This is a genomic window from Mesorhizobium sp. CA12, from assembly GCF_020165255.1.
In the GTDB taxonomy this organism is placed as follows: domain Bacteria; phylum Pseudomonadota; class Alphaproteobacteria; order Rhizobiales; family Rhizobiaceae; genus Mesorhizobium.
The window spans coordinates 71,967-93,013 of record NZ_JAIUHT010000018.1; the positions used below are offsets into that span (position 1 = coordinate 71,967).

Genomic DNA, 21,047 nt, shown 5'->3' on the forward strand with positions numbered 1-21,047 from the left:
TCCCTTGAGCGTTGCATTCCATCGCCGCTGCGGGCGCGAGTTTCCTCAGGCCTGCAGTGAAGATTCCTCCTTGTCGCTTGACTGTCTGCGGGCGACGATCAGCGCCACGCCCGCCGTTTCCAGCATCTTGGCCTCGCGGTCCTCGATGCCGTCGTCGGTGATCACGGTCGCGATGCGCGACAGCCCGCACAGGATCAGGCTGGAGCGCATGCGGAATTTCGAGGAATCGACCAGCACCACCAATTCATCGGCCTGGTCGATCAATTTCTGCTCGGCCTGGATCAGCAGCGGATCGCCTTCCATCAGCCCGAGCGGCCCCAGCCCCTGCGCGCCCATGAACATGCGCCGCGCATAGAAGTTGCGCGTCACGTCATTGTCGAAGGGCGACAAGACGATGTTCTGCTCGCGGTAGATCGTGCCGCCCGACAGCATCACCGTATTCTTCGAGTGCTTGAGCAGATGCTCGGCGATCGGGAAGGAATTGGTGAAGATCGGCATGCGGCGTCCGGTCAGGAAATGCACCATCTGGAAAGTGGTGGTGCCGCCATTGATGATGATCGGCTCGCCGTCCGCGCAAAGGTTCACGGCTTCCCGCGCGATCGCCCGTTTCTGCGCGGCGTTCAGCGTCTCGTTGACGGAAAAGGGGCGGCCGGCAAGGCCGATGAACTGCGGCGGCGAGATCGCCTCGGCGCCGCCGCGCACCCGGCGCAGGCGCTTTTGTACATGCAGCGCCGCGATGTCGCGCCGGATCGTCGCCTCGGAGGAGTCCGTCAGTTCGACCATCTCCTGCACCGTCACCACAGGCTTTTCCTGGACGGCGGACAGAATGATCCTGTGGCGCTCTTTCTCGTGCATGGTTCCTCCCTGCCCAAGCATCAGGCCTTAGAAAACGCGCAGTGTCAATCATTTCCGATCATATATTTTCATTGTGCAGTGCAATATGATCGATATTGATCGTTTGTGATTGACAAGCGCGGCGCTTGCGTAGACATTCCCGGACGAGAAATGAGGGGCGCGGCATCGCGCTCCAAGGGAGGATACCTATGCTCGACAAGCGCTCCGGCTCGCGCCTCGCCAATCTTTGGGACGATGCAAAGGCCGAAGGGATGAGCGGTCCTGAGCTCTTGGTCTATCGCTCGAACACGCTGGGATCCGACAAGCGCGTCACCAACTATGGCGGCGGCAACACCTCGTCCAAGGTCTGGCAGAAGGACCCGCTCACCGGTGAGGAGGTCGAGGTGCTGTGGGTCAAGGGCTCGGGCGGCGACAGCGCCTCGATCAAGCTTGACGGTTTTGCCACCCTCTACATGCAAAAGCTGCGGGCGCTGAAGGGCCTGTATCGCGGGGTCGAGCATGAGGACGAGATGGTGGCCTATCTGCCCCACTGCACCTTCAACCTCAATCCGCGCGCGGCTTCGATCGACACGCCGCTGCATGCCTTCGTGCCGAAGGCTTGCGTCGACCACATGCATCCCGACGCCATCATCGCGGTCGCCGCCGCTAAGGATTCCAAGGCGATCACCAAGGAGATATTCGGCGGCGCCATCGGCTGGCTGCCGTGGAAACGGCCGGGCTTCGAGCTCGGCCTGTGGCTGGAGAAATTCTGCCTCGAGAACCCTGATGCCAAGGGCGTCGTGCTGGAAAGCCATGGCCTGTTCACCTGGGGCGACACGCCCAAGGAGTGCTACGAGACGACGATCTCGGTGATCAACCAGGCGATCGACTGGTTCGAGCGCAAATCCGAGGGAAAGGCGATCTTCGGCGGCGAGGCGGTCCAGCCGCTCGACGCTTCCGCGCGCCGCGCCATCGCGGCCAAGCTGATGCCGCGGATCCGCGGCCTCATCTCCGAAAAGAGCCATAAGCTCGGCCATTTCGATGACCAGCCCGCCGTGCTCGAATTCGTCAATTCGAAGGACTTGCGGCCGCTGGCGGCGCTCGGCACCTCCTGCCCCGATCACTTCCTGCGCACCAAGATTCGGCCGCTGGTGATCGAGTTCGATCCCGCAAAGCCGGATGTCGATGCCGTCATCGCGCGCCTGGCCGACGACATCGCCGAATACCGCGTCGGCTATCAGGCCTACTATGACAGCTGCAAGCATCCGGACTCGCCCGCCATCCGCGATCCCAATGCCGTGGTCTATCTGATGCCGGGCGTCGGCATGTTCACCTTTGCCGGCGACAAGGCGACGGCGCGCATTTCCGGCGAGTTCTATGTCAACGCCATCAATGTCATGCGCGGCGCCTCGACGGTCTCGTCCTATGTCGGCCTGCCTGCCCAGGAAGCCTTCGACATCGAATACTGGCAGCTTGAGGAAGCCAAGCTCCAGCGCCTGCCGAAGCCGAAGGCGCTGGTCGGCCAGATCGCGCTGGTCACCGGCGGCGCCGGCGGCATCGGCCGCGCCACCGCCAACCGGCTGCTTCGCGAAGGCGCCTGCGTGGTGCTCGCCGATATCGACGATGCCGCTTTGGCCAGCGCCAATGAGGAACTGTCGAAGGCCTACGGCAAAGATTTCGTCCGTCCGGTGCGGATCGACGTGACTTCGGAAGATCAGGTAGCCTCAGGCTTTGCCGAAGCGTCGGTTGAATTCGGCGGCATCGACATCCTGGTTTCCAATGCCGGGCTAGCCTCCTCGGCGCCGATTGAGGAGACAACGCTGACCTTGTGGAACAAGAACATGGACATCCTGTCCACCGGCTACTTCCTCGTTTCGCGCGAGGCTTTCCGGCTGTTCCGCGCCCAGAAGATCGGCGGCAATGTGGTTTTCGTCGCCTCCAAGAACGGGCTCGCCGCCTCGCCGAACGCGTCCGCCTATTGCACGGCCAAGGCTGCCGAGATCCATCTGGCCCGCTGCCTCGCTCTGGAAGGGGCGGAGGCGCAGATCAGGGTCAATGTCGTCAATCCGGACGCCGTGCTGCGCGGCTCCAAGATCTGGACCGGCGAATGGAAGGAACAGCGTGCCGCCGCCTACAAGATGTCGACCGACGACCTCGAGGAGCATTACCGCTCGCGCTCGATGCTGAAGCGGTCGGTCTTCCCGGAGGACATCGCCGAAGCGATCTATTTCTTCGCCTCCGGCATGTCGGCCAAGTCCACGGGGAACATCGTCAACGTCGACGCCGGCAACGCGCAGAGCTTTACGCGTTAGGCACGCGCTTCCCTTCTCCCCGTTCTAGGGGGAGAAGGTGCCCGAAGGGCGGATGAGGGGCAGCGCCAGCCGACGAATACTGGGAGGAAGTGCAGTGTCCGAAACGATCATCTCGACTGACGTCGTCGAAAAAAGCAACGCCGCGCGCCGGGCCGATCTCGAGCGCGACTACGCCGCGCTAGGCGAGCGCCTTGACCGGCGCGGCATCGCCATCGACGCCATCCGCGACAAGGTCGAGAAATTCGGCGTCGCGATCCCGTCCTGGGGCGTCGGCACCGGCGGCACGCGCTTTGCCCGCTTTCCCGGTGCCGGCGAGCCGCGCGACATCTTCGACAAGATCGAGGACTGCGCCGTCACCAGCCAGCTGACGCAGGCAACGCCCACCGTCTCGCTTCACATCCCATGGGACAAGGCCGATCCGAACCGGTTGAAGCAGGCGGCGTCCCGCTTCGGCCTCGGCTTCGATGCCATGAATTCCAACACCTTCTCCGATGCCAAGGACCAGAAGCTCTCCTACAAGTTCGGCTCGCTGTCGCATGCCGATGCCGGCACGCGCCGCCAAGCGGTCGAGCACAATCTTGAATGCATCGAGATCGGCAAGACGCTTGGATCGAAAGCGCTGACGGTGTGGATCGGCGACGGCTCCAACTTCCCCGGCCAGGTCAATTTCGCAAAGGCTTTCGAGCGCTATCTCGACGCCATGCGCGAGATCTATGCCGGTCTGCCGGATGACTGGCGGCTGTTCACCGAGCACAAGATGTATGAGCCGGCCTTCTATTCGACGGTCGTGCAGGACTGGGGCACCAACTACATCATCGCCAAGGAGCTCGGCGACAAGGCCTTCTGCCTGGTCGATCTCGGCCACCACGCGCCCAACGTCAACATCGAGATGATCGTGTCGCGGCTGATCCAGTTCGGGAAGCTCGGCGGCTTCCACTTCAACGATTCCAAATATGGCGACGACGATCTCGACGCCGGCTCGATCGACCCCTACCGCCTGTTCCTTGTCTTCAACGAACTGGTCGATGCGGAGCTCGCCGGTGCCAAGGGCTTCGATCCCGCGCATATGCTCGACCAGAGCCACAACGTCACCGATCCGATCGAGAGTCTGATGCTGTCGGCGGTCGAGGTGCAGCGCGCCTATGCGCAGGCGCTGCTGGTCGATCGCAAGGCGCTGGAAGGTTTTCAGGATGCCAATGATGCTTTGATGGCGACGCAGACGCTCAAAGTCGCCTATCGCATAGATGTCGAGCCGATCCTCGCCATGGCGCGGCTGAAGAAGGGCGGCGCCATCGATCCGGTCGCTGCCTATCGCGAGGCGGGCTACCGGGCGAAGGTCGCGGCGGAGCGGCCGGCAGTCGCGGGTGGCGGCGGCGGCATCGTTTGAGAGTGGCTGATCTCCCCCCTTGTGGGGGAGATGTCCGGCAGGACAGAGGGGGGCGCTGTCCCGCCAACATCTCAAATCTTCCGTTTGCACATTAAACCGTTGGAGATAGTCGAGCATCCTAAGGTTGGCGATCCTTCGCGCCCCCCTCTGCCCTGCCGGGCATCTCCCCCACAAGGGGGGAGATTGGCTGGCATCGGCCTCGGCTCTCTCTTCCTGCAACCTGGAACTTGCCAGCGAGCGAAAACCAATATGTGTTCGGTCGTATTGATGGATGGACTCGGCCGCTCCAAGTAGCTCTTCTACGGACGCAGCATTTGGAGCACCGCCATGCCCTTGACCCGCCGGACGCTGATCGCCGTCAGCCTTTCGCTCACCTTTGCCTTCACGCCGACCACCGTCTTCGCCGCTTCGCCAACTCCTGCCAAAGGCGAGTACGGCATGGTGGTGACTGCCCAGCATCTTGCAACCGAAGTCGGTGTCGACGTGCTGAAGAAGGGCGGCAACGCGGTCGATGCCGCGGTCGCCGTCGGCTATGCGCTCGCCGTGGTCTATCCCAATGCCGGCAATATCGGCGGCGGCGGTTTCATGACCGTGCGCATGAAGGACGGCCGCACGACCTTTCTCGATTTCCGCGAGCGCGCGCCGCTCGCGGCGACCAAAACCATGTATCTCGACAAGGACGGCAAGCCGATCAAAGGCGCCAGCCTCGACGGCTATCTCGCGGTCGGGGTGCCCGGCTCGGTCGCCGGCTTCGAGATGGCGCGCGAGAAATACGGCACGCTGCCGCGGCAGGAATTGATGGCGCCGGCGATTGCCTACGCCAAGGACGGCTTCGTGCTCAACCAGGGCGACGCCGCGTCATTCGCCGGCGGCGCCGAGCGGCTGGCGAAAGACCCGGCTGCCGCCGCCATCTTCCTCAAAAAAGACGGCAAGCCTTACGGTGTCGGCGAGAAGCTCGTTCAGCCGGACCTTGCCGCCTCCCTTTCGGCGATCTCGGAAAAAGGCCCGGACGCCTTCTACAAAGGCGCCATCGCCGATGAAATCGTCGAGGCGAGCGGCGCGAAAGGCGGCATCCTCGCCAAGCCCGATTTCGAGCAATATGCCGTGCGTGAGCTGAAGCCGGTGACCTGTTCCTATCGCGGCTACGAGATCATCTCCTCGCCGCCGCCGAGCTCGGGCGGCGTCATCATCTGCGAGATTCTCAACGTGCTGGAGGGCTACCCGCTCTCTTATCTCGGCGCCGGCTCGGCCGAGACGGTTCACGTCATGGTGGAAGCCATGCGCCACGCCTATGTCGACCGCAACTCGGCGCTCGGCGACCCTGATTTCATCGACAATCCGGTCTCGAAGCTGGTCGACAAGGCCTATGCGAAAGACATCCGCGACAAGATCGACCCGTTCCGCGCCGGCGTCTCGAAGGAGCTGATGCCGAAGGGCTTCGGCGAGTCGAAGGAAACCACGCATTACTCGATCATCGACAAGGACGGCAACGCGGTGGCCGTCACCTACACGCTGAACGGCTCCTTCGGCGCCGGCGTCGTCGCCGACGGCACCGGCATCCTGCTCAACAACGAGATGGACGATTTCACCCAGAAGCCGGGCGTGCCGAACCTCTACGGCCTAGTGCAGGGCGAAGCGAACGCCATTCAGCCGAAGAAGACGCCCTTATCCTCCATGAGCCCGACGATCGTCACGAAGGACGGCAAGCCGTTCATGGTCATCGGCAGCCCGGGCGGCTCGCGCATCATCACCATCACGCTGGAGGCGATCATCAACGTCATCGACCACGGCATGGACATCCAGCAGGCGATCGACGCTCCGCGTATCCACCATCAATGGCTGCCGGACACGGTCTATGTCGAGCCATTCGGGCTGTCGCCGGACACAGAGAAGCTGCTTGCCAGCATGGGCTACCACCTCGATCTCAGCGACCAAACCTGGGGGCAGGCGGCTGGCATCCTGGTCGGTGGCAAGAGCCTGGCACAGATCGAGAAAGGCGGCGGCGCGCGCTACAACGGCGCCATCGACAGCCGCGCTGCCGCCGGTGAGGCGCTGGGATATTAATTGATCAGATGACCAGCGTGATGGTCGAAGCGATCAGCATCACGGCGGCGATGGCGACGAACAGCGCATAGATGCGCGGCCGGTCGAGTAGCAGCGCATTGCCGGAAATCCAGGCCGCCGTGGCGCCGCCGAGCGCGAAGAGGAAGCCGTTGCGATGGCCGAAGGACATGGAGGCAGCCATCAGGCCGCCGATGATCAGCGCGCCGAAGACGATGATGACGGCGACCGCGTATTTCTCGAAATCATTGCCGCCACCCATAGCCGGCCCCATCGCATTGAGATTGGGCAGGTCGTCAGGGTCGAAGGGACTGGTCGAGCCATATTCGTCTTGGCCGAGGGATTCGCGCATCATTCGTTCTCCGCTGGGCGGCAACAAACCATCAACGCCTGCCGAGCGCAACCCGGCAAAACCGCCACGGCGATGCATTCGCTGCCCGGCTGATGCCGACGTGCCACGGTTTCCCGGTCGGTTTCAACGGCGCAACGGCGTTGCGGTTCCCACAGCATGATGCCGAAAGGTGCGAAGGGGTTTTCCGACGATATCAGCTCCATCTCTGGCCCTGATCTACTTGGAAAAATCACTGCGCACGATGCCGTGCCGTTGCAGCTTGTCGTAGAAGGTCTTGCGCGGGATGCCGAGCGCCTCGATGGTGCGCCGGACGTCGCCATCATTGCGGCCAAGTGTCTCGCGGATGATCTCGGCCTCGTAGCGATCAAGCCGTTCCGGCAAGGGCACGGAGGTGTCGCGTTCCGTTGCCGCGGGGGGAGGCGATCCGGCAACGTCCTCGAGCCCGAGCACGAAACGTTCGGCGAAATGAGCGAGCTCGCGCACATTGCCCGGCCAGTCATGGTCGCTGAGATGGCGCTGGACCGAGGCGGAGATTGCCGGCACGCCGCGCCTGAAACGGGCCGCCGCCCGCTCGGCGAAGTATCCGAACAACAATGGCACGTCGTCCCTTCGCTCGCGCAGCGGCGGGATCGACAGCGTCACCACATTGAGCCGGTAATAGAGATCCTCGCGGAAAGCGCCGCGCTGGCTGGCATCGCCGAGATCGACCTTGGCTGCCGCGACCACCCTCAGGTCGACCGGCCGCACCTCATTGGTACCGAGCGGCGTCACCTCGCGCATTTCCAAGACGCGCAGCATCTGCACCTGTGTCGAGGCCGGCATGCTTTCGATCTCGTCGAGAAACAGCGTGCCGCCGCTCGAATGCTCGATACGGCCGACGCGCCTTTTCTGCGCGCCGGTGAAGGCGCCGGCCTCATGGCCGAACAATTCGCTCTCGATCACCGTCTCCGGCAGCGTGCCGCAGTTGAGCGCCACGAAATTGCCCTTGGCGCGGCGGCTCCAGCGGTGCAGCAAGCTCGCCACCACCTCCTTGCCGGAGCCGGTCTCGCCGGTCACCAGAACGTCGACATCGGTATCCGCGATCTGCCGCAATGTCCGGCGCAGCCGCTCGATCGCCGGCGTCTGGCCGATCAGCGGCAATCCCTCCTGGGCCTGCTCGGCCGCTTCTCGTAAAGCGCGGTTCTCGATCACCAGCCGGCGTTTTTCCGCCGCGCGCGCAACGCTCTGCGCCAGCCGGTCGGCGGCAAAAGGCTTGGTGATGAAGTCGTAGGCGCCGTCCTTGATCGCCTTGACGGCCATGGCGATGTCGCCGTGACCGGTGACCAGGATGACAGGGATATCGGGGTCGAGCCGCAGCACGCGGTCGAAAAGCTGCAGCCCGTCGATCTCCGGCATGCGGATATCCGACACCACCACGCCGGCGAAATTCCTGTCGAGCGCTGCCAGCGCTTTCTTCGCCACGGAGTAGGCCGACACCGCAAAGCCGGCAAGCTCCAGCGTCTGTCTTGTCGCCTTGAGCAGATCGCTGTCGTCGTCGATCAGGATCACCGGTGCTGGGTCGTGCCTGGTCATGCCGCGCCGGCTTTCGACAAATGGATGGTGAAGCGTGTGCCTTGGCCGCTGCTCGAAACCTCGATGCGTCCGCCATAGTCGGCGACGATGTCCTTGGAGATAACGAGGCCGAGCCCGAGGCCCCTTTCCTTCGAGGTGTTGAAGGGCGTGAACAGGGATTTCAGGATCGCGGGCGGGATGCCCGGCCCGTTGTCGGACACGACCAGCGCCACGTCTTCGGCGGTTTCGGTGGCGGAGACTTCGACCCGCGCGCCATCACGGCCATCGAGCGCCTCCAGCGCGTTCTGGAACAGGTTGATCAGCACCTGCTCCAGCCGCAACCGGTTGCCCATCACCTTCAGCGCCGGCGGCGGCAGCGTGATCGCCAGCGCGTCCAGCCGGCCGGCGAAGCGGCTCCTGAGCAGCACCACGGCGCCTTCGATCACGCTGCGCAGCTCAACCGGTTCGGCGGCGGTGCGGCCCTTGCGGGCAAAGGCTTTCAGCTCTTCTGTGATCGAGCCGATGCGCTCGGTCAGCGCCGCGATGGCGCCAAGGTTCTCTTCGGCCGACGCGCTCTGCTTGCGCTCCAGAAAGACGCGCGCATTGTCGGCATAGGCGCGGATCGTCGCCACCGGCTGGTTGATCTCATGCGCGACGCCAGCCGCGACCTGGCCGAGGGTGGCAAGCCGGTTGGCCTGCACCAGCTCCTGCTGCATCACCTGCAGCTTCGCCTCCGTGCTGCGATGGTCGGCGATCTCGGCCTGCAGCCGGTCGCGCGCCAGGCTGAGGTCCTGCGTGCGCTCGACGACGCGGCGCTCGAGCTCGGCCCGCGCGGCCTGCTCGGCGGCGATCCGCATCTGCGCGGACTGCCTGCGCCACAACAGATAGGCGGCTAATGCGAGGAGCGGGACAAGGACGCCCAGTGTCAGCAGCCGCATCTCGCGCTGCGCCGCCGCGATCGGCGCTTCGGCCGGAACCAGATAGTCGAGCCGCCACGGCGTCGACGGCACCGCGGTCGACAGCCGAAGATACTCGGCGTCGCTGCCCCCGGGCGTGATGGCATGGACCAGGGCGATGTCGGAGCTGAGCGGTTGTGGTTTCGTGACCGGCAACGGCACCAGCGGCGCATCGCCGAATTGCTGGCTGGCGCGGATACCGGCGAGCATCGGCCGGCTGAGCGGCTCTGTCGTCAGGAAGCGCCAGGAGGGCACACTGGTGATCAGCACCACGCCATGCTCGTCGCTGACATAGGCCGGGCGGTTGGCCTCGTGCCAGTCGGCCTCGAGTTGGTCGAACTCCATCTTGACCACGACGACGCCGAGCGGCGTCGCCGCGCTCCCCACGCGGCGCGAGATGTAAAGGCCTGGGCGCTTGCTGACATTGCCGAGCGCGAAATATTCGGCCGTGCCGGACTGCATCGCGCCTGAGAAGTAGGCGCGAAAGCCGTAGTCGTTGCCGACGAAGCTCACCGGCTCGCGCCAGTTGCTGGAAGCGATCGCCAGACCGTCCGTGCCGGTGACGTAGAGCACCGAGGCCTTGGTGCCGGACACCAGCCCTTCGAGCTTGCGGTTGAGCATATCGATCGCGGCAGGGCTGCGTTGCGTCAGCGCGTCATGCACCTGCTGGTCCTCCGACAGAAGCAGCGGCAGCGCGCGCGGATTTTCCAATACAGCGCGCAACAGCGCGACCTTGAGGTTGGCGTCGGTGCGCCCTTGCGTGGCTAAAGCCTCGATCTCGGTCGAACGGCCGTAGAGGCCGGCGCCGTAAAGCGCCGCGAGCACGATCAGCAGCGCCACCGCCGTGAACAGAAGCCAGGCGCGACGCGCCCGCCCGGCAAGCAGTTCGGGCGTGGCAGCAAGAACAGCGGCAGGGCGTTGCAGCATGCCGCATCTGTGCATGATTTCGCACAAAGCGCAAATCGATCTATGCGGATAACCGCACTAGCCTTCTCCAAAGGCGCTGTCACAGAATCGAAAAATCAAACAAAACCAACAAAGAGAGACACCCGGCACCATCTGGCACGCGCGTTGCAGATGCTTCCGCAGCAGCCGCGAGGCTGTGGAGGTCAACAGGCCCCTTGGGAGGTCGAACGTTTCGATCGGGGGCCGAACGGAGGATATCATGCAGACAGCAATCGCTGCCGCCGAGCCGCGCGGCAAGGTTCCCTTTTACAGGCATCTCTATGTCCAGGTCCTGGTGGCGATCGCCGCCGGCATCCTGCTTGGCCATTTCTATCCCGACCTGGGCGCCTCGCTGAAGCCGCTTGGCGACGCCTTCATCAAGCTGGTCAAGATGGTCATCGCGCCGGTGATCTTCCTCACCGTGGCGACCGGCATCGCGGGCGTTTCCGACCTGCACAAAGTCGGCCGCGTCGCCGGCAAGGCGATGATCTATTTCCTCGTCTTCTCGACGCTGGCGCTCGTCGTCGGCCTTGTCGTCTCCAACGTCGTCCAACCTGGCGCCGGCATGCACATCAATCCGGCCACACTCGACGCCTCGAAGGTCTCGACCTTCACCGAGAAGGCGCATGACACGACCATCGTCGGCTTCCTGATGAACATCATCCCCGACACCATCACAGGCGCCTTCGCCCAGGGCGACATCCTGCAGGTGCTGTTCTTCTCGGTGCTATTCGGCATCGCCCTGGCGCTGGTCGGCGAACGCGGCCGCCCGGTCGTCGATTTCCTCCAGGCGCTGACCGCGCCGGTCTTCCGCCTCGTCGCCATTTTGATGAAGGCCGCCCCCATCGGCGCTTTCGGCGCCATGGCCTTCACCGTCGGCAAGTACGGCATAGGCGCGATCGCCAACCTCGCCTTCCTGATCGGCACCTTCTATCTGACGTCGCTGCTCTTCGTGCTCGTCGTTCTGGGCGCTGTCGCATGGTACAACGGCTTTTCCATCTTGGCGCTGATCCGTTACATCAAGGAGGAATTGCTCCTGGTGCTCGGCACCTCGTCCTCCGAGGCGGCGCTGCCCGGCCTGATGGCCAAGATGGAGCGCGCCGGCTGCAACCGCTCGGTGGTCGGCCTGGTCATCCCGACCGGCTATTCCTTCAACCTCGACGGCACCAACATCTACATGACGCTGGCAGCGCTGTTCATCGCCCAGGCGACCGACACGCCGCTCACCTTCGGCGACCAGATACTGCTTCTGCTGGTCGCCATGCTGAGCTCTAAGGGAGCCGCCGGCATCACCGGCGCCGGCTTCATCACCTTGGCCGCGACGCTCTCGGTCGTGCCCTCGGTGCCGGTCGCCGGCATGGCGCTGATCCTCGGCGTCGACCGCTTCATGTCGGAATGCCGCGCGCTCACCAACTTTGTCGGCAACGCGGTCGCGACCATCGTCGTGGCCCGCTGGGAAGGCGAGCTCGACCAGAAGCAATTCGCCGCCGCCATGGCCGGCCAGTTGCCGGAAGAGGCAGACCTTGCGCTGTCGGGCGGCCTGCAGCCTGCCTAGCCAACCAGCATCCTCCCGATGCCGAACAGGCCGCGGCAAGCGCTGCGGCCTGTTCTTTTTGTCGGCTGCCGCATAGGGTGGCGCGGCGCGGCACTCCTGCCGATGCATTCCCGTTGCATTCAGGGGCGGTCGATGAGCAGTGCGTTTCCCGAGATCTATGTCGTTCGCCATGGCGAGACGGAGTGGAGCGCATCGGGCAGGCACACCGGGCGCACCGATATCCCGCTGACGGCGAAAGGCGAAGAGGCTGCGCGCGGCATCGCCTATCGGCTCGAGGGGCTGACGTTCCAGGCGGTCTGGTCAAGCCCCTCGCAGCGCGCTTTCGACACCTGCCGGCTCGCCGGCTTTGGCGAGCGCGCGGTCAAGAGATCCGACCTGCAGGAATGGGACTACGGCGCTTATGAAGGCGTGACGACCAAGGAGATCCTGTCCAAGCGACCCGGCTGGCAATTGTTTAGCGATGGCTGTCCGCAGGGCGAGACGGCTGTCGATGTCGGCGCCCGCGCCGATGCCATCATCGCCGAGCTTCGCGCGGTTGCCGGCAATGTGCTCATCTTCTCCAGCTCGCATTTCCTGCGTGTGTTCGCGGCGCGCTGGGTCGGCCTGCCGCCGGAAGGCGGCGAGCACTTCGTGCTCGACACCGCCAGCCTCAGCATCCTGGGCTACGAGCACGATCTGACCGAGCCGGTCATCCGGCGATGGAACCAGAAGTAGCCGCAGCTCGATAGCAGCTCAGGCGTCTCTGGAGATCAGGCGATGGCCTTCAGCCTCGTCATTCTAGGGCGGAGCAAGGAGCGAAGCGACGCGGCGCAGACCCTAGAATCATTCCGTTACCAATGAGCGTTGCCGCGGTGCAGAGCGACCCCTGTCTTGCGCCGCCGTTACCCTTTGCGCCAGGTCACGGAATGGATCCTCGGGTCTGCGCGTCCGCTTCGCTCCCGCTCCGCCCGTTGATGACGAAGCTGAGGCGTTTCGCTAGACTCTGACCATCGCCAGCTCCTCGGCCGTCAAATGCCGAGCCTTGCCCTTGGCCAGTTCGCCAAGCTGCAGCCGCCCGATCGCCACCCTGACCAGCCTCAGCACCTCAATGTCGAAAGCGGCGAGTAGCCTGCGGATGTGCCGGTTGCGTCCCTCGTCAAGCACGATCTCCAGCCAGGCTGTCCGCCCGCCGCTGCGCAACAGCGCGATCGAGCTTGCGGTGAGCAACTCGCCGTCGACGACGGCGCCCTGACGAAAACGCTCCAGCATTTCTTTGTCGGGCGCGGCCGCGATCTGCACGTGATAGGTCTTGGCGATATGCGAGACGGGGTCGAGCAGGCCGTTCGCCCAGCGCGTGTCGTTGCTCAGCAAAAGCAGCCCTTCGCTCGCCTTGTCGAGGCGGCCCACGGGCGACACGAACGGCAGGTCAAGCCCTCCCAGGCAGTCATAGACGGTTCCGCGGCCCTCCGGGTCGTCGCGGGTGGTGACCACCCCGCGCGGTTTGTTGAGCATCAGATAGACCTTGCGCTCGGCAATGACGCGCTCGCCGTCGACGGTGATGCGGTCGCGGTCGGGATCGATGCGCAGCAAGGCATCGCGCACTGTCTTTCCGTTGACCTGCACGCGGCCCTCGACGACGAGACGCTCGGCCTGCGTGCGCGAGCAGAAGCCAAGCTTGGAGAGCGCTCGGGCGAGACTGACTTTGGCGACGATGGATCGTCTGTCGGGTTGGCGTGCCACTATCTCTGTCTTCGAACGTCTCAAAAACGCGCAACTGATGCCACGCCTGGCGAGATGGGCGCAAGCGGCTGTGTTACCCGGTTCAGATCGCCAATTTCACTCCTGCGGCGCGCTCAGCCGCCGATAGGAGACGCCGTCGAATGTTGCCGTCACGAAGTTGCTGACCGACATCTTGCGCTTGCGCCCGTCGCTGCAGGCATAGAGCGGCCAGCCGGCGTCGCTGCATTCGATGGCCATGCAGATGCGGGCCACGCAGTTGCCTGTGGTCAGCCGGAAACCGCCCTTGCCGGCAAAGCCCTGCAGCAGGCTGCCATCCGAGGAACGCCATGTCCGCTGCTGGAATTCGGGCCGCAGCAGCCGAGGCTCGAGCGGCGCGGCTAAACCGGTTTGGGCCGCGGGGCCCGAATATTGAAGCCGGTAACGCGCCATGCCGGTCGTGTATGCGGTGATAAGATCGGATTGGCCCGAATAGGCCGCCGCGAGGCCGGGTCGGTCGAAAAGATGGGACGCGCGCGGCTCCGCCCCTGACGGTCTCGTCAGGGCAGCGATGGCGACAAAGGCCAGGCAGACGCGCAACATCCCGATTTCCAGCAGCCATACCCCATCCGGCGTGCCGGGTTGCCCGGTGCCTGAGCGTACAATCTTTCCAATCGGATTTTCGCGCAAGCGCCCGTTTTCGGGGCGCCGTAACGGATCGCCCTCGCTTCCGTCAGCTATTGGCGGCCGACGGCAGCTCGAACAAGGTGGCGCCGTTCTCGCGCCCTCGGTCGACATAACCGATCACGCGGAACCATTTCGCGACGTCGGGCCTGTGCAGCCAGCTGCGCGAATGGACGGGAAGGTTGCCGGCCAGCGCCTGGACATGGCGGATGTGGCGCTTGCAGAAGCGGACCGTCGTGGCGTTGAAGAAATCCTCCCGCGCGGCAAAGAGCGTGTCGGCGGCGTCCGCGTGCTCATGCCAGGCGATGATCGCCACCGTCCTGTCGTCCTGCACGAGCGCATGCGCCCGGCCTTCCTTCAGGTTCATCATCAAATTGTCATAGGCGCTTTTGCTGTCCTTGCCGGCCGCCACATATTCGTCCGACATTCGCTTGGACAGGCCGCGGAAAACATCTTCCAGGTCTCCGACCGTCGCCGCGCGTGCTCTCATTTCTCCTCCTGACAGCCCGCCAGCAGTTTGCCCCAAGCAACAGGGATCACCAAGAAAACCAAATTCCCGATCCGGGGTGTACGCGCAATCGTATTCCGCACGGAAGTGCCCGACCGCTGATCACGCTCGCATATCAGCGTTGGCTTGAGATCGCTTTTCCGCTGTCGGACCCCGGCGGCGGCTGCGTGCGCTCTGGCAACGCGGACATCCGGCTGGCGGCCGATCTTGCCGCTGGCCTCACGCCGGCGACGACGGCGAGAGAAAGCGTATCGTTGAATTCATTGCGGCCCTGCCATAAAAGGCGCAAGTTCTCGATGGCCTGCAAGGTCTGACTGCAGCGTTAGGGGTATGCATTGACGTCAAGCAGGCCGATCCTGATCACCGGCGCAGCCGGCTTCATAGGTTTTCACCTTTGCCAGAGGCTGCTTGCCGAAGGCCGGCATGTTGTCGGCCTCGATTCCATGAACGAATATTACGACGTCACCTTGAAGCAGGCGCGGCTCGAGCGGCTGAAGGCGTTTCCAGACTTTCATTTCGAGCATGTCGATCTCGCCGACCGCGATGGCATCTCGGGGGTCTTTGCGTCGGTCGCGCCGCAGATCGTCGTCAACCTCGCCGCGCAGGCGGGCGTCCGCTACTCGCTGGTCAATCCGCATGTCTATGCGCAAAGCAATCTAAACGGCTTCCTCAACATCCTGGAAGGGTGCCGGCAGGCCTCGGTCGGCCATCTCGTCTATGCATCGTCAAGCTCGATCTATGGCGGCAGCACGCGCATGCCGTTCTCCGTGCATGATTCCGCCGACCATCCCCTCAGCCTCTATGCCGCCAGCAAGAAGGCAAACGAGCTGATGGCCCACACCTACAGCCATCTGTTCGGGCTGCCGACGACGGGCCTGCGCTTCTTCACCGTCTACGGTCCGTGGGGACGGCCCGACATGGCCTTGTTCATCTTCACCAAGGCCATCCTCGCCGGTCAGCCGATCGATGTCTTCAACCATGGCAACATGCAGCGGGACTTCACCTACATCGACGATATCGTCGAGGGGGTGGCCCGCGTCATGCAGCATCCAGCGACGCCCAATCCCGATTGGACAAGCGCTGCACCGGACCCCGCGACGAGCACCGCGCCGTTCAGGATCCATAACATCGGCGACAGCTCGCCTGTCGAGCTCAGCCGGCTGATCGACGTTCTGGAAGACGCTCTCGGGCGCAAGGCAATCCGCAACCTGATGCCGCTGCAGCCGGGCGATGTGCCTGCGACTTATGCCGACGTCGCATCGCTCGAGGCGGTGATCGGCTTCAAGCCCAGGATCCCGATCGAGATCGGCGTCCCGCGCTTCGTGCAATGGTATCGGGATTTCTACCAGGTCTGATTGCAGGTCAGAGCAATTCCAGGAAAAGTGTGAGCGGTTGAGTTCGGCGCCTTCGCCGTAACCTTCCGTCTGGAACTGCCTCAAAAACAAAGGGATAGAGCGGCGACTATCCGAGCTCGCCGCTCGTTCAGTCGGCCCGGCGTGCCTGCCTGTCGATCCAAAGCGCGATCAGCGTGCAGGCGGCGCCCGAAAGCAGATAGGCGCCGGCGGCGATGAGGCCGAAATTGCCGGCCAGGAGCAGCGCCGCGAGCGGCGCGAAGCCGGCGCCGAACATCCAGGCCAGGTCCGATGTCACCGCCGAGCCGGTATAGCGGTGCTGGCGCGAGAAGCTCGATGCGACGACGCCTGAGGATTGCCCGAAGCTCAAGCCCAGCAGGATGAAGCCGAGCACCATGAACACCGTCTCGCCGACGGTGCCGCCGTTGAGAAGTTGTGGGGCAAAGCCGCTGAAGGCTGCGATGGCGACGGCGCCGCCGCCGAGCAGGGCGCGGCGTCCGACACGGTCGGCCAGCGGACCCGATGCAACGATCGCCGCGATGCCAAACAGCGCGCTCACCACTTCGATGACCAGGAAACGTTCCGGACCCTCATTGGTGAACAGGAACACCCAGGACAGCGGGAACACCGTCACCATATGGAACAGGGCGAAGCTCGCCAGCGGCGCGAAGGCGCCGACGACGACGTTGCGTCCTTCCGTCCGGACCATCTCCCTGATGCGCGTCGGCTGCAGGTCGCCGCTCTCGTAGAGTTTTGAGAATTCGGGCGTGACCACGATGCGCAGCCTGGCAAACAGCGCCACGACGTTGATGGCGAAGGCGACGAAGAAGGGATAGCGCCAGCCCCAGGCGAAGAAGTCGTCGGCCGAGAGGTTGGCGACGAAGAAGGCAAACAGCGAGCTTGCCACGATGAGCCCGATCGGCGCGCCGAGTTGCGGGATCATTGCATAGATGCCGCGCCGGTTCTGCGGCGCATTCAGCGCCAGGAGGGAGGGCAATCCGTCCCATGTCCCACCGAGCGCAAGGCCCTGCAGGAAGCGGGTGAGCGACAGCAGCCAGGCGGCGACCGTGCCGACGTCCTCATAGGAGGGCAGGAACGCCATGGCGACCGTCGAGGTGCCGAGCAGGAACAGCGCGATCGTCAGCTTGGCGCCGCGGCCATAGGCGCGGTCGATCGCCATGAACAGCACGGTGCCGAACGGGCGCGCGATGAAGGCCAGCGCGAAGATGGCGAAGGAGTAGAGCGTTCCGACCAGCGGGTCGTGGGTTGGGAACACAAGCTTGGGGAACACGATCACGGAAGCGATCGCATAGACGAAGAAATCGAAGAATTCCGACGTCCTGCCGATGATCACGCCGACCGCGATATCGCCAGCGCTGACTTGGCCGTGATGCGAGCCGATCAGCCTGCTGTCCGTTTCGGAAGTCGAAGTTTCAGCCATCGTTTCCGTTGTCACCAAACTCAACTTCGGAACGCGATTGTCGTCGTCCCGACGCTATGTTGTCGTCATCCAATTATGCGTGCACACTTTCGCGAAAGCCATACCGGCTGGGCATTGGACAAATTGTCCAATGTCGTCGCTGTGCCTGCGGCAGTAGCCGTTGGTCCATATCGCATCGCAACCTGCAGAGATCCTGCTGCAGGGCCATCGAGGGCAGCGTTTGATGAGACGATCCGGAGCCTTGCTTCTTTTTCCGCTCGCCGTGCTGCTGAGCGGCTGCGACCTGGTCGTGCTGGCGCCCGCGGGCGACGTGGCAGTGCAGCAGCGCGACCTGCTCGTCGTCTCGACCCTACTGATGCTGCTCATCATCCTGCCGGTCATGGCGCTGACCGTGCTGTTCGCCTGGCGCTACCGGCAATCCAGCACCACGGCGATCTACACGCCGGACTGGGACCATTCGACCAAGCTGGAGCTGGTGATCTGGGCGGCACCCCTGCTCGTCATCATCTGCCTCGGCGCGCTCACCTGGCTCGGCTCCCATCTGCTCGATCCCTACCGGCGCATCGACCGGATCGAACCAGGACAGCCGGTCACCCAAAACCACAAGCCGCTTAGAGTCGACGTCGTCGCGCTGGATTGGAAATGGCTCTTCATCTATCCGGATTACGGCATTGCCTCCGTCAACGAGCTGGCGGCGCCGGTCAACCAGCCGATCGATTTCCGCATCACCTCCTCGACGGTGATGAACTCCTTCTACATTCCGGCCCTTGCCGGACAGATCTACGCCATGCCCGCCATGGAGACGAAGCTGCACGCGGTCATCAACCGTCCGGGCACCTATTCCGGCTTCTCGGCCAACTACAGCGGCGCCGGCTTCTCCGGCATGCGCTTTGCGTTCCACGGGCTCTCCGATCAGGCGTTCGGTGAGTGGGTGACGCAGACCAAAGGCGCGCAGGCTACGCTCAGCCGCGAGACCTATCTCGAGCTCGAGCGTCCGAGCGAGAACGAGCCGGTCCGCCACTATGCCTCCGTCGATCCCGACCTCTATGGCGCGATCCTCAATCTGTGCGTCGAGCGCGGCAAGATGTGCATGAACGAGATGATGTCGATCGACGCCAAGGGCGGCCTTGGGCTGGCCGGCGTGCGCAACAGCTTGCCGCTGCAATATGACAAGCTTGCCCGGCGCGGCGCGGTGTTCGGCAACGATCCGTCCTATGTCGCCAGCATCTGCACGGCGGAGGAAGCAGCCGCCGCCTCGCGCTCGGCCCGCGATGCCGGCGCGAAATACTGGCCAATGCGCGATCTTTCCCCGCTGCGCGGGGCAGGGCTGCTCAGTCCAGGGGCCGGCAGCCGCCGCGCCGATGCCGGGACCCCGTCGCTCGGCCTGCTGCGCTTCGAATTGTGAGGGATGGCGGATGCCTGAGTCGCTGACCAAATTCATCTTCGGCCGCCTCACTCTGGAGTCGCTGCCGCTGCACGAGCCGATCGTCGTCGTCACCTTCATCGTCGTGGCGTTGGGCGGCCTCGCGGTGCTCGGCGCGGTCACCTATTTCAAGCTTTGGGGTTATCTGTGGTGCGAGTGGTTCACCAGCGTCGACCACAAGAAGATCGGCATCATGTACATGGCGCTCGGCCTCGTCATGCTGCTGCGCGGCTTCTCCGACGCCATCATGATGCGCCTGCAGCAGGCCATCGCCTTCAACGGTTCCGAGGGTTACCTCAACGCTCATCACTACGACCAGATCTTCACCGCCCATGGCGTGATCATGATCTTCTTCGTGGCGATGCCTTTCGTCACCGGGCTGATGAACTTCGTCGTGCCGCTGCAGATCGGCGCGCGCGACGTCTCGTTCCCTTTCCTCAACAATTTCAGCTTCTGGATGACGGTCGGCGGCGCGATCCTGGTCATGGCCTCGCTGTTCGTCGGCGAGTTCGCCCGCACCGGCTGGCTGGCCTATCCGCCGCTCTCCGGCATCAATTACAGTCCCGACGTCGGCGTCGATTACTACATCTGGGCGCTGCAAGTCGCCGGCGTCGGTACGACATTGTCCGGCATCAACCTGATCTGCACCATCATCAAGATGCGCGCCCCAGGCATGACCATGATGCGCATGCCCGTCTTCACCTGGACCTCGCTCTGCACCAACGTGCTGATCGTCGCGTCCTTCCCGGTGCTGACGGCGGTGCTGACGCTGCTTGCGCTCGACCGCTATGTCGGCACCAACTTCTTCACCAACGATTTCGGCGGCAATCCGATGATGTATGTGAACCTCATCTGGATATGGGGTCACCCGGAGGTCTACATCCTTATCCTGCCGCTGTTCGGCGTCTTCTCCGAGGTCACCTCGACCTTCTCCGGCAAGCGCCTGTTCGGCTACACCTCGATGGTCTACGCCACGATAGTCATCACCATCCTGTCCTATCTCGTCTGGCTGCACCACTTCTTCACCATGGGCTCCGGCGCCAGCGTCAATTCCTTCTTCGGCATCACCACGATGATCATCTCGATCCCGACCGGGGCGAAGATATTCAACTGGCTGTTCACCATGTATCGCGGCCGCATCCGCTTCGAATTGCCGATGATGTGGACGGTGGCCTTCATGCTCACCTTCGTCGTTGGCGGCATGACCGGCGTGCTGCTTGCCGTGCCGCCCGCCGACTTCGTGCTGCACAACAGCCTGTTCCTGATCGCGCATTTCCATAACGTCATCATCGGCGGCGTGCTCTTCGGCCTGTTCGCCAGCATCGCCTATTGGTGGCCCAAGGCCTTCGGCTTCAGGCTCGATCCGTTCTGGGGCAAGGTTTCGTTCTGGTGCTGGGTGCTCGGCTTCTGGCTCGCCTTCATGCCGCTCTATATCCTCGGCCTGATGGGCGTGACCCGCCGCATGCGCGTCTTCGACGATCCCTCGCTGCAGATATGGTTCGTGATAGCCGCTTTCGGCGCGGTGCTGATCGCCTGCGGCATCGCCGCCTTCCTGGTCCAGATCTTCGTCTCCATCCGCAAGCGCAAAGCGCTGGCCGATCACACCGGCGATCCCTGGGATGGCCGCACCCTCGAATGGTCGACCTCCTCGCCGCCGCCGGCCTACAATTTCGCCTTCACGCCAGTCATTCGCGACAACGACGCCTGGTTCGACATGAAGAAGGCCGGCTACCGGCGCCCGCTGTCCGGATTCAAACCGATCCACATGCCGAGCAACACCGGCACCGGCGTCGTCCTGGCGGTGTTCAGCGTCGCGCTCGGCTTCGGCCTGATCTGGTACATCTGGTGGCTGGCGGCGCTGAGCTTCGTCTGCCTCATCGCAACCGCGATCGGCCACACGTTCAACTACCACCGCGACTTCGACATCTCGGCTGCCGAGGTCACGCAAACCGAAGAGGCGAGGACGACGCTCCTCGCCGCCCAGGGCTAGG

The 21,047-nt window shown here is 63.9% G+C and carries 16 protein-coding genes; 8 read left to right on the top strand and 8 right to left on the bottom strand.

Annotated elements, in window-relative coordinates; genetic code table 11:
- Positions 1 to 45: 45 nt before the first annotated feature.
- Positions 46 to 855: a DeoR/GlpR family DNA-binding transcription regulator gene (locus tag LB520_RS24595; protein ID WP_224627345.1), complete on the bottom strand. Its 810-nt coding sequence runs from the start codon at positions 853 to 855 to the stop codon at positions 46 to 48.
- Positions 856 to 1,043: 188 nt separating this feature from the next.
- On the opposite strand from LB520_RS24595, the gene LB520_RS24600 reads away from it, so the two are divergent.
- From LB520_RS24600 to ggt, 3 genes are all read left to right on the top strand, one after another.
- Complete coding sequence (locus LB520_RS24600) at positions 1,044 to 3,146, top strand: bifunctional rhamnulose-1-phosphate aldolase/short-chain dehydrogenase (protein ID WP_224639680.1); 2,103 nt, start codon at positions 1,044 to 1,046, stop codon at positions 3,144 to 3,146.
- A 52-nt stretch (positions 3,147 to 3,198) separates the two neighbouring features.
- Positions 3,199 to 4,533 (top strand): L-rhamnose catabolism isomerase, encoded by a 1,335-nt coding sequence (gene rhaI, locus LB520_RS24605; protein ID WP_224639681.1) that lies wholly within the window; start codon positions 3,199 to 3,201, stop codon positions 4,531 to 4,533.
- Positions 4,534 to 4,860: 327 nt separating this feature from the next.
- Positions 4,861 to 6,597: a gamma-glutamyltransferase gene (ggt, locus tag LB520_RS24610; RefSeq protein ID WP_224639682.1), complete on the top strand. Its 1,737-nt coding sequence runs from the start codon at positions 4,861 to 4,863 to the stop codon at positions 6,595 to 6,597.
- A 4-nt stretch (positions 6,598 to 6,601) separates the two neighbouring features.
- Here the strand turns inward: ggt and LB520_RS24615 are convergent, their stop codons facing one another.
- The 3 genes from LB520_RS24615 to LB520_RS24625 all read right to left on the bottom strand — a co-directional run bounded on the left by LB520_RS24615 (position 6,602) and on the right by LB520_RS24625 (position 10,380).
- The gene (locus LB520_RS24615; protein WP_224512899.1) at positions 6,602 to 6,949 is read right to left on the bottom strand and encodes a hypothetical protein; all 348 of its coding nucleotides are present in this window, start codon (positions 6,947 to 6,949) and stop codon (positions 6,602 to 6,604) included.
- Between the two features lie 213 nt (positions 6,950 to 7,162).
- On the bottom strand, positions 7,163 to 8,518 hold the full coding sequence (locus LB520_RS24620; protein WP_224639683.1) for a sigma-54-dependent transcriptional regulator: 1,356 nt from the start codon (positions 8,516 to 8,518) through the stop codon (positions 7,163 to 7,165).
- A complete protein-coding gene (locus tag LB520_RS24625; protein ID WP_224639684.1) occupies positions 8,515 to 10,380 on the bottom strand; it encodes an ATP-binding protein in 1,866 nt (621 codons plus the stop codon). Before LB520_RS24625 ends, LB520_RS24620 begins: the two co-directional genes overlap by 4 nt.
- 238 nt (positions 10,381 to 10,618) lie before the next feature.
- On the opposite strand from LB520_RS24625, the gene LB520_RS24630 reads away from it, so the two are divergent.
- Together LB520_RS24630 and LB520_RS24635 are read left to right on the top strand one after the other, a co-directional pair.
- Positions 10,619 to 11,953: a dicarboxylate/amino acid:cation symporter gene (locus LB520_RS24630; RefSeq protein ID WP_140844031.1), complete on the top strand. Its 1,335-nt coding sequence runs from the start codon at positions 10,619 to 10,621 to the stop codon at positions 11,951 to 11,953.
- 132 nt (positions 11,954 to 12,085) lie between these two features.
- On the top strand, positions 12,086 to 12,667 hold the full coding sequence (locus tag LB520_RS24635; protein WP_224639685.1) for a histidine phosphatase family protein: 582 nt from the start codon (positions 12,086 to 12,088) through the stop codon (positions 12,665 to 12,667).
- Between the two features lie 261 nt (positions 12,668 to 12,928).
- Here LB520_RS24635 and LB520_RS24640 read toward each other — a convergent pair whose 3' ends face one another.
- The 3 genes from LB520_RS24640 to LB520_RS24650 all read right to left on the bottom strand — a co-directional run bounded on the left by LB520_RS24640 (position 12,929) and on the right by LB520_RS24650 (position 14,822).
- Entirely contained in the window at positions 12,929 to 13,675 is a 747-nt protein-coding gene (locus LB520_RS24640; RefSeq protein WP_411969943.1) for a pseudouridine synthase, read from the bottom strand.
- A gap of 93 nt (positions 13,676 to 13,768) precedes the next feature.
- On the bottom strand, positions 13,769 to 14,338 hold the full coding sequence (locus tag LB520_RS24645) for a hypothetical protein (RefSeq protein WP_224627355.1): 570 nt from the start codon (positions 14,336 to 14,338) through the stop codon (positions 13,769 to 13,771).
- A gap of 43 nt (positions 14,339 to 14,381) precedes the next feature.
- Complete coding sequence (locus LB520_RS24650) at positions 14,382 to 14,822, bottom strand: hypothetical protein (protein ID WP_140844035.1); 441 nt, start codon at positions 14,820 to 14,822, stop codon at positions 14,382 to 14,384.
- A gap of 353 nt (positions 14,823 to 15,175) precedes the next feature.
- Between LB520_RS24650 and LB520_RS24655 the strand changes: the two genes are divergently transcribed.
- A complete protein-coding gene (locus tag LB520_RS24655) occupies positions 15,176 to 16,195 on the top strand; it encodes an NAD-dependent epimerase (protein WP_224639687.1) in 1,020 nt (339 codons plus the stop codon).
- Positions 16,196 to 16,322: 127 nt separating this feature from the next.
- Here the strand turns inward: LB520_RS24655 and LB520_RS24660 are convergent, their stop codons facing one another.
- On the bottom strand, positions 16,323 to 17,633 hold the full coding sequence (locus LB520_RS24660; RefSeq protein WP_095765857.1) for an MFS transporter: 1,311 nt from the start codon (positions 17,631 to 17,633) through the stop codon (positions 16,323 to 16,325).
- Between the two features lie 223 nt (positions 17,634 to 17,856).
- Between LB520_RS24660 and cyoA the strand changes: the two genes are divergently transcribed.
- Both cyoA and cyoB read left to right on the top strand, forming a co-directional pair.
- Positions 17,857 to 19,038: a ubiquinol oxidase subunit II gene (cyoA, locus tag LB520_RS24665; protein ID WP_224639688.1), complete on the top strand. Its 1,182-nt coding sequence runs from the start codon at positions 17,857 to 17,859 to the stop codon at positions 19,036 to 19,038.
- A gap of 10 nt (positions 19,039 to 19,048) precedes the next feature.
- Positions 19,049 to 21,046 carry a cytochrome o ubiquinol oxidase subunit I gene (gene cyoB / locus LB520_RS24670; RefSeq protein WP_224639689.1) on the top strand — a complete coding sequence of 666 codons (1,998 nt, stop codon included), beginning with the start codon at positions 19,049 to 19,051 and terminating at the stop codon, positions 21,044 to 21,046.
- The last annotated feature ends 1 nt before the right edge of the window (position 21,047 follow it).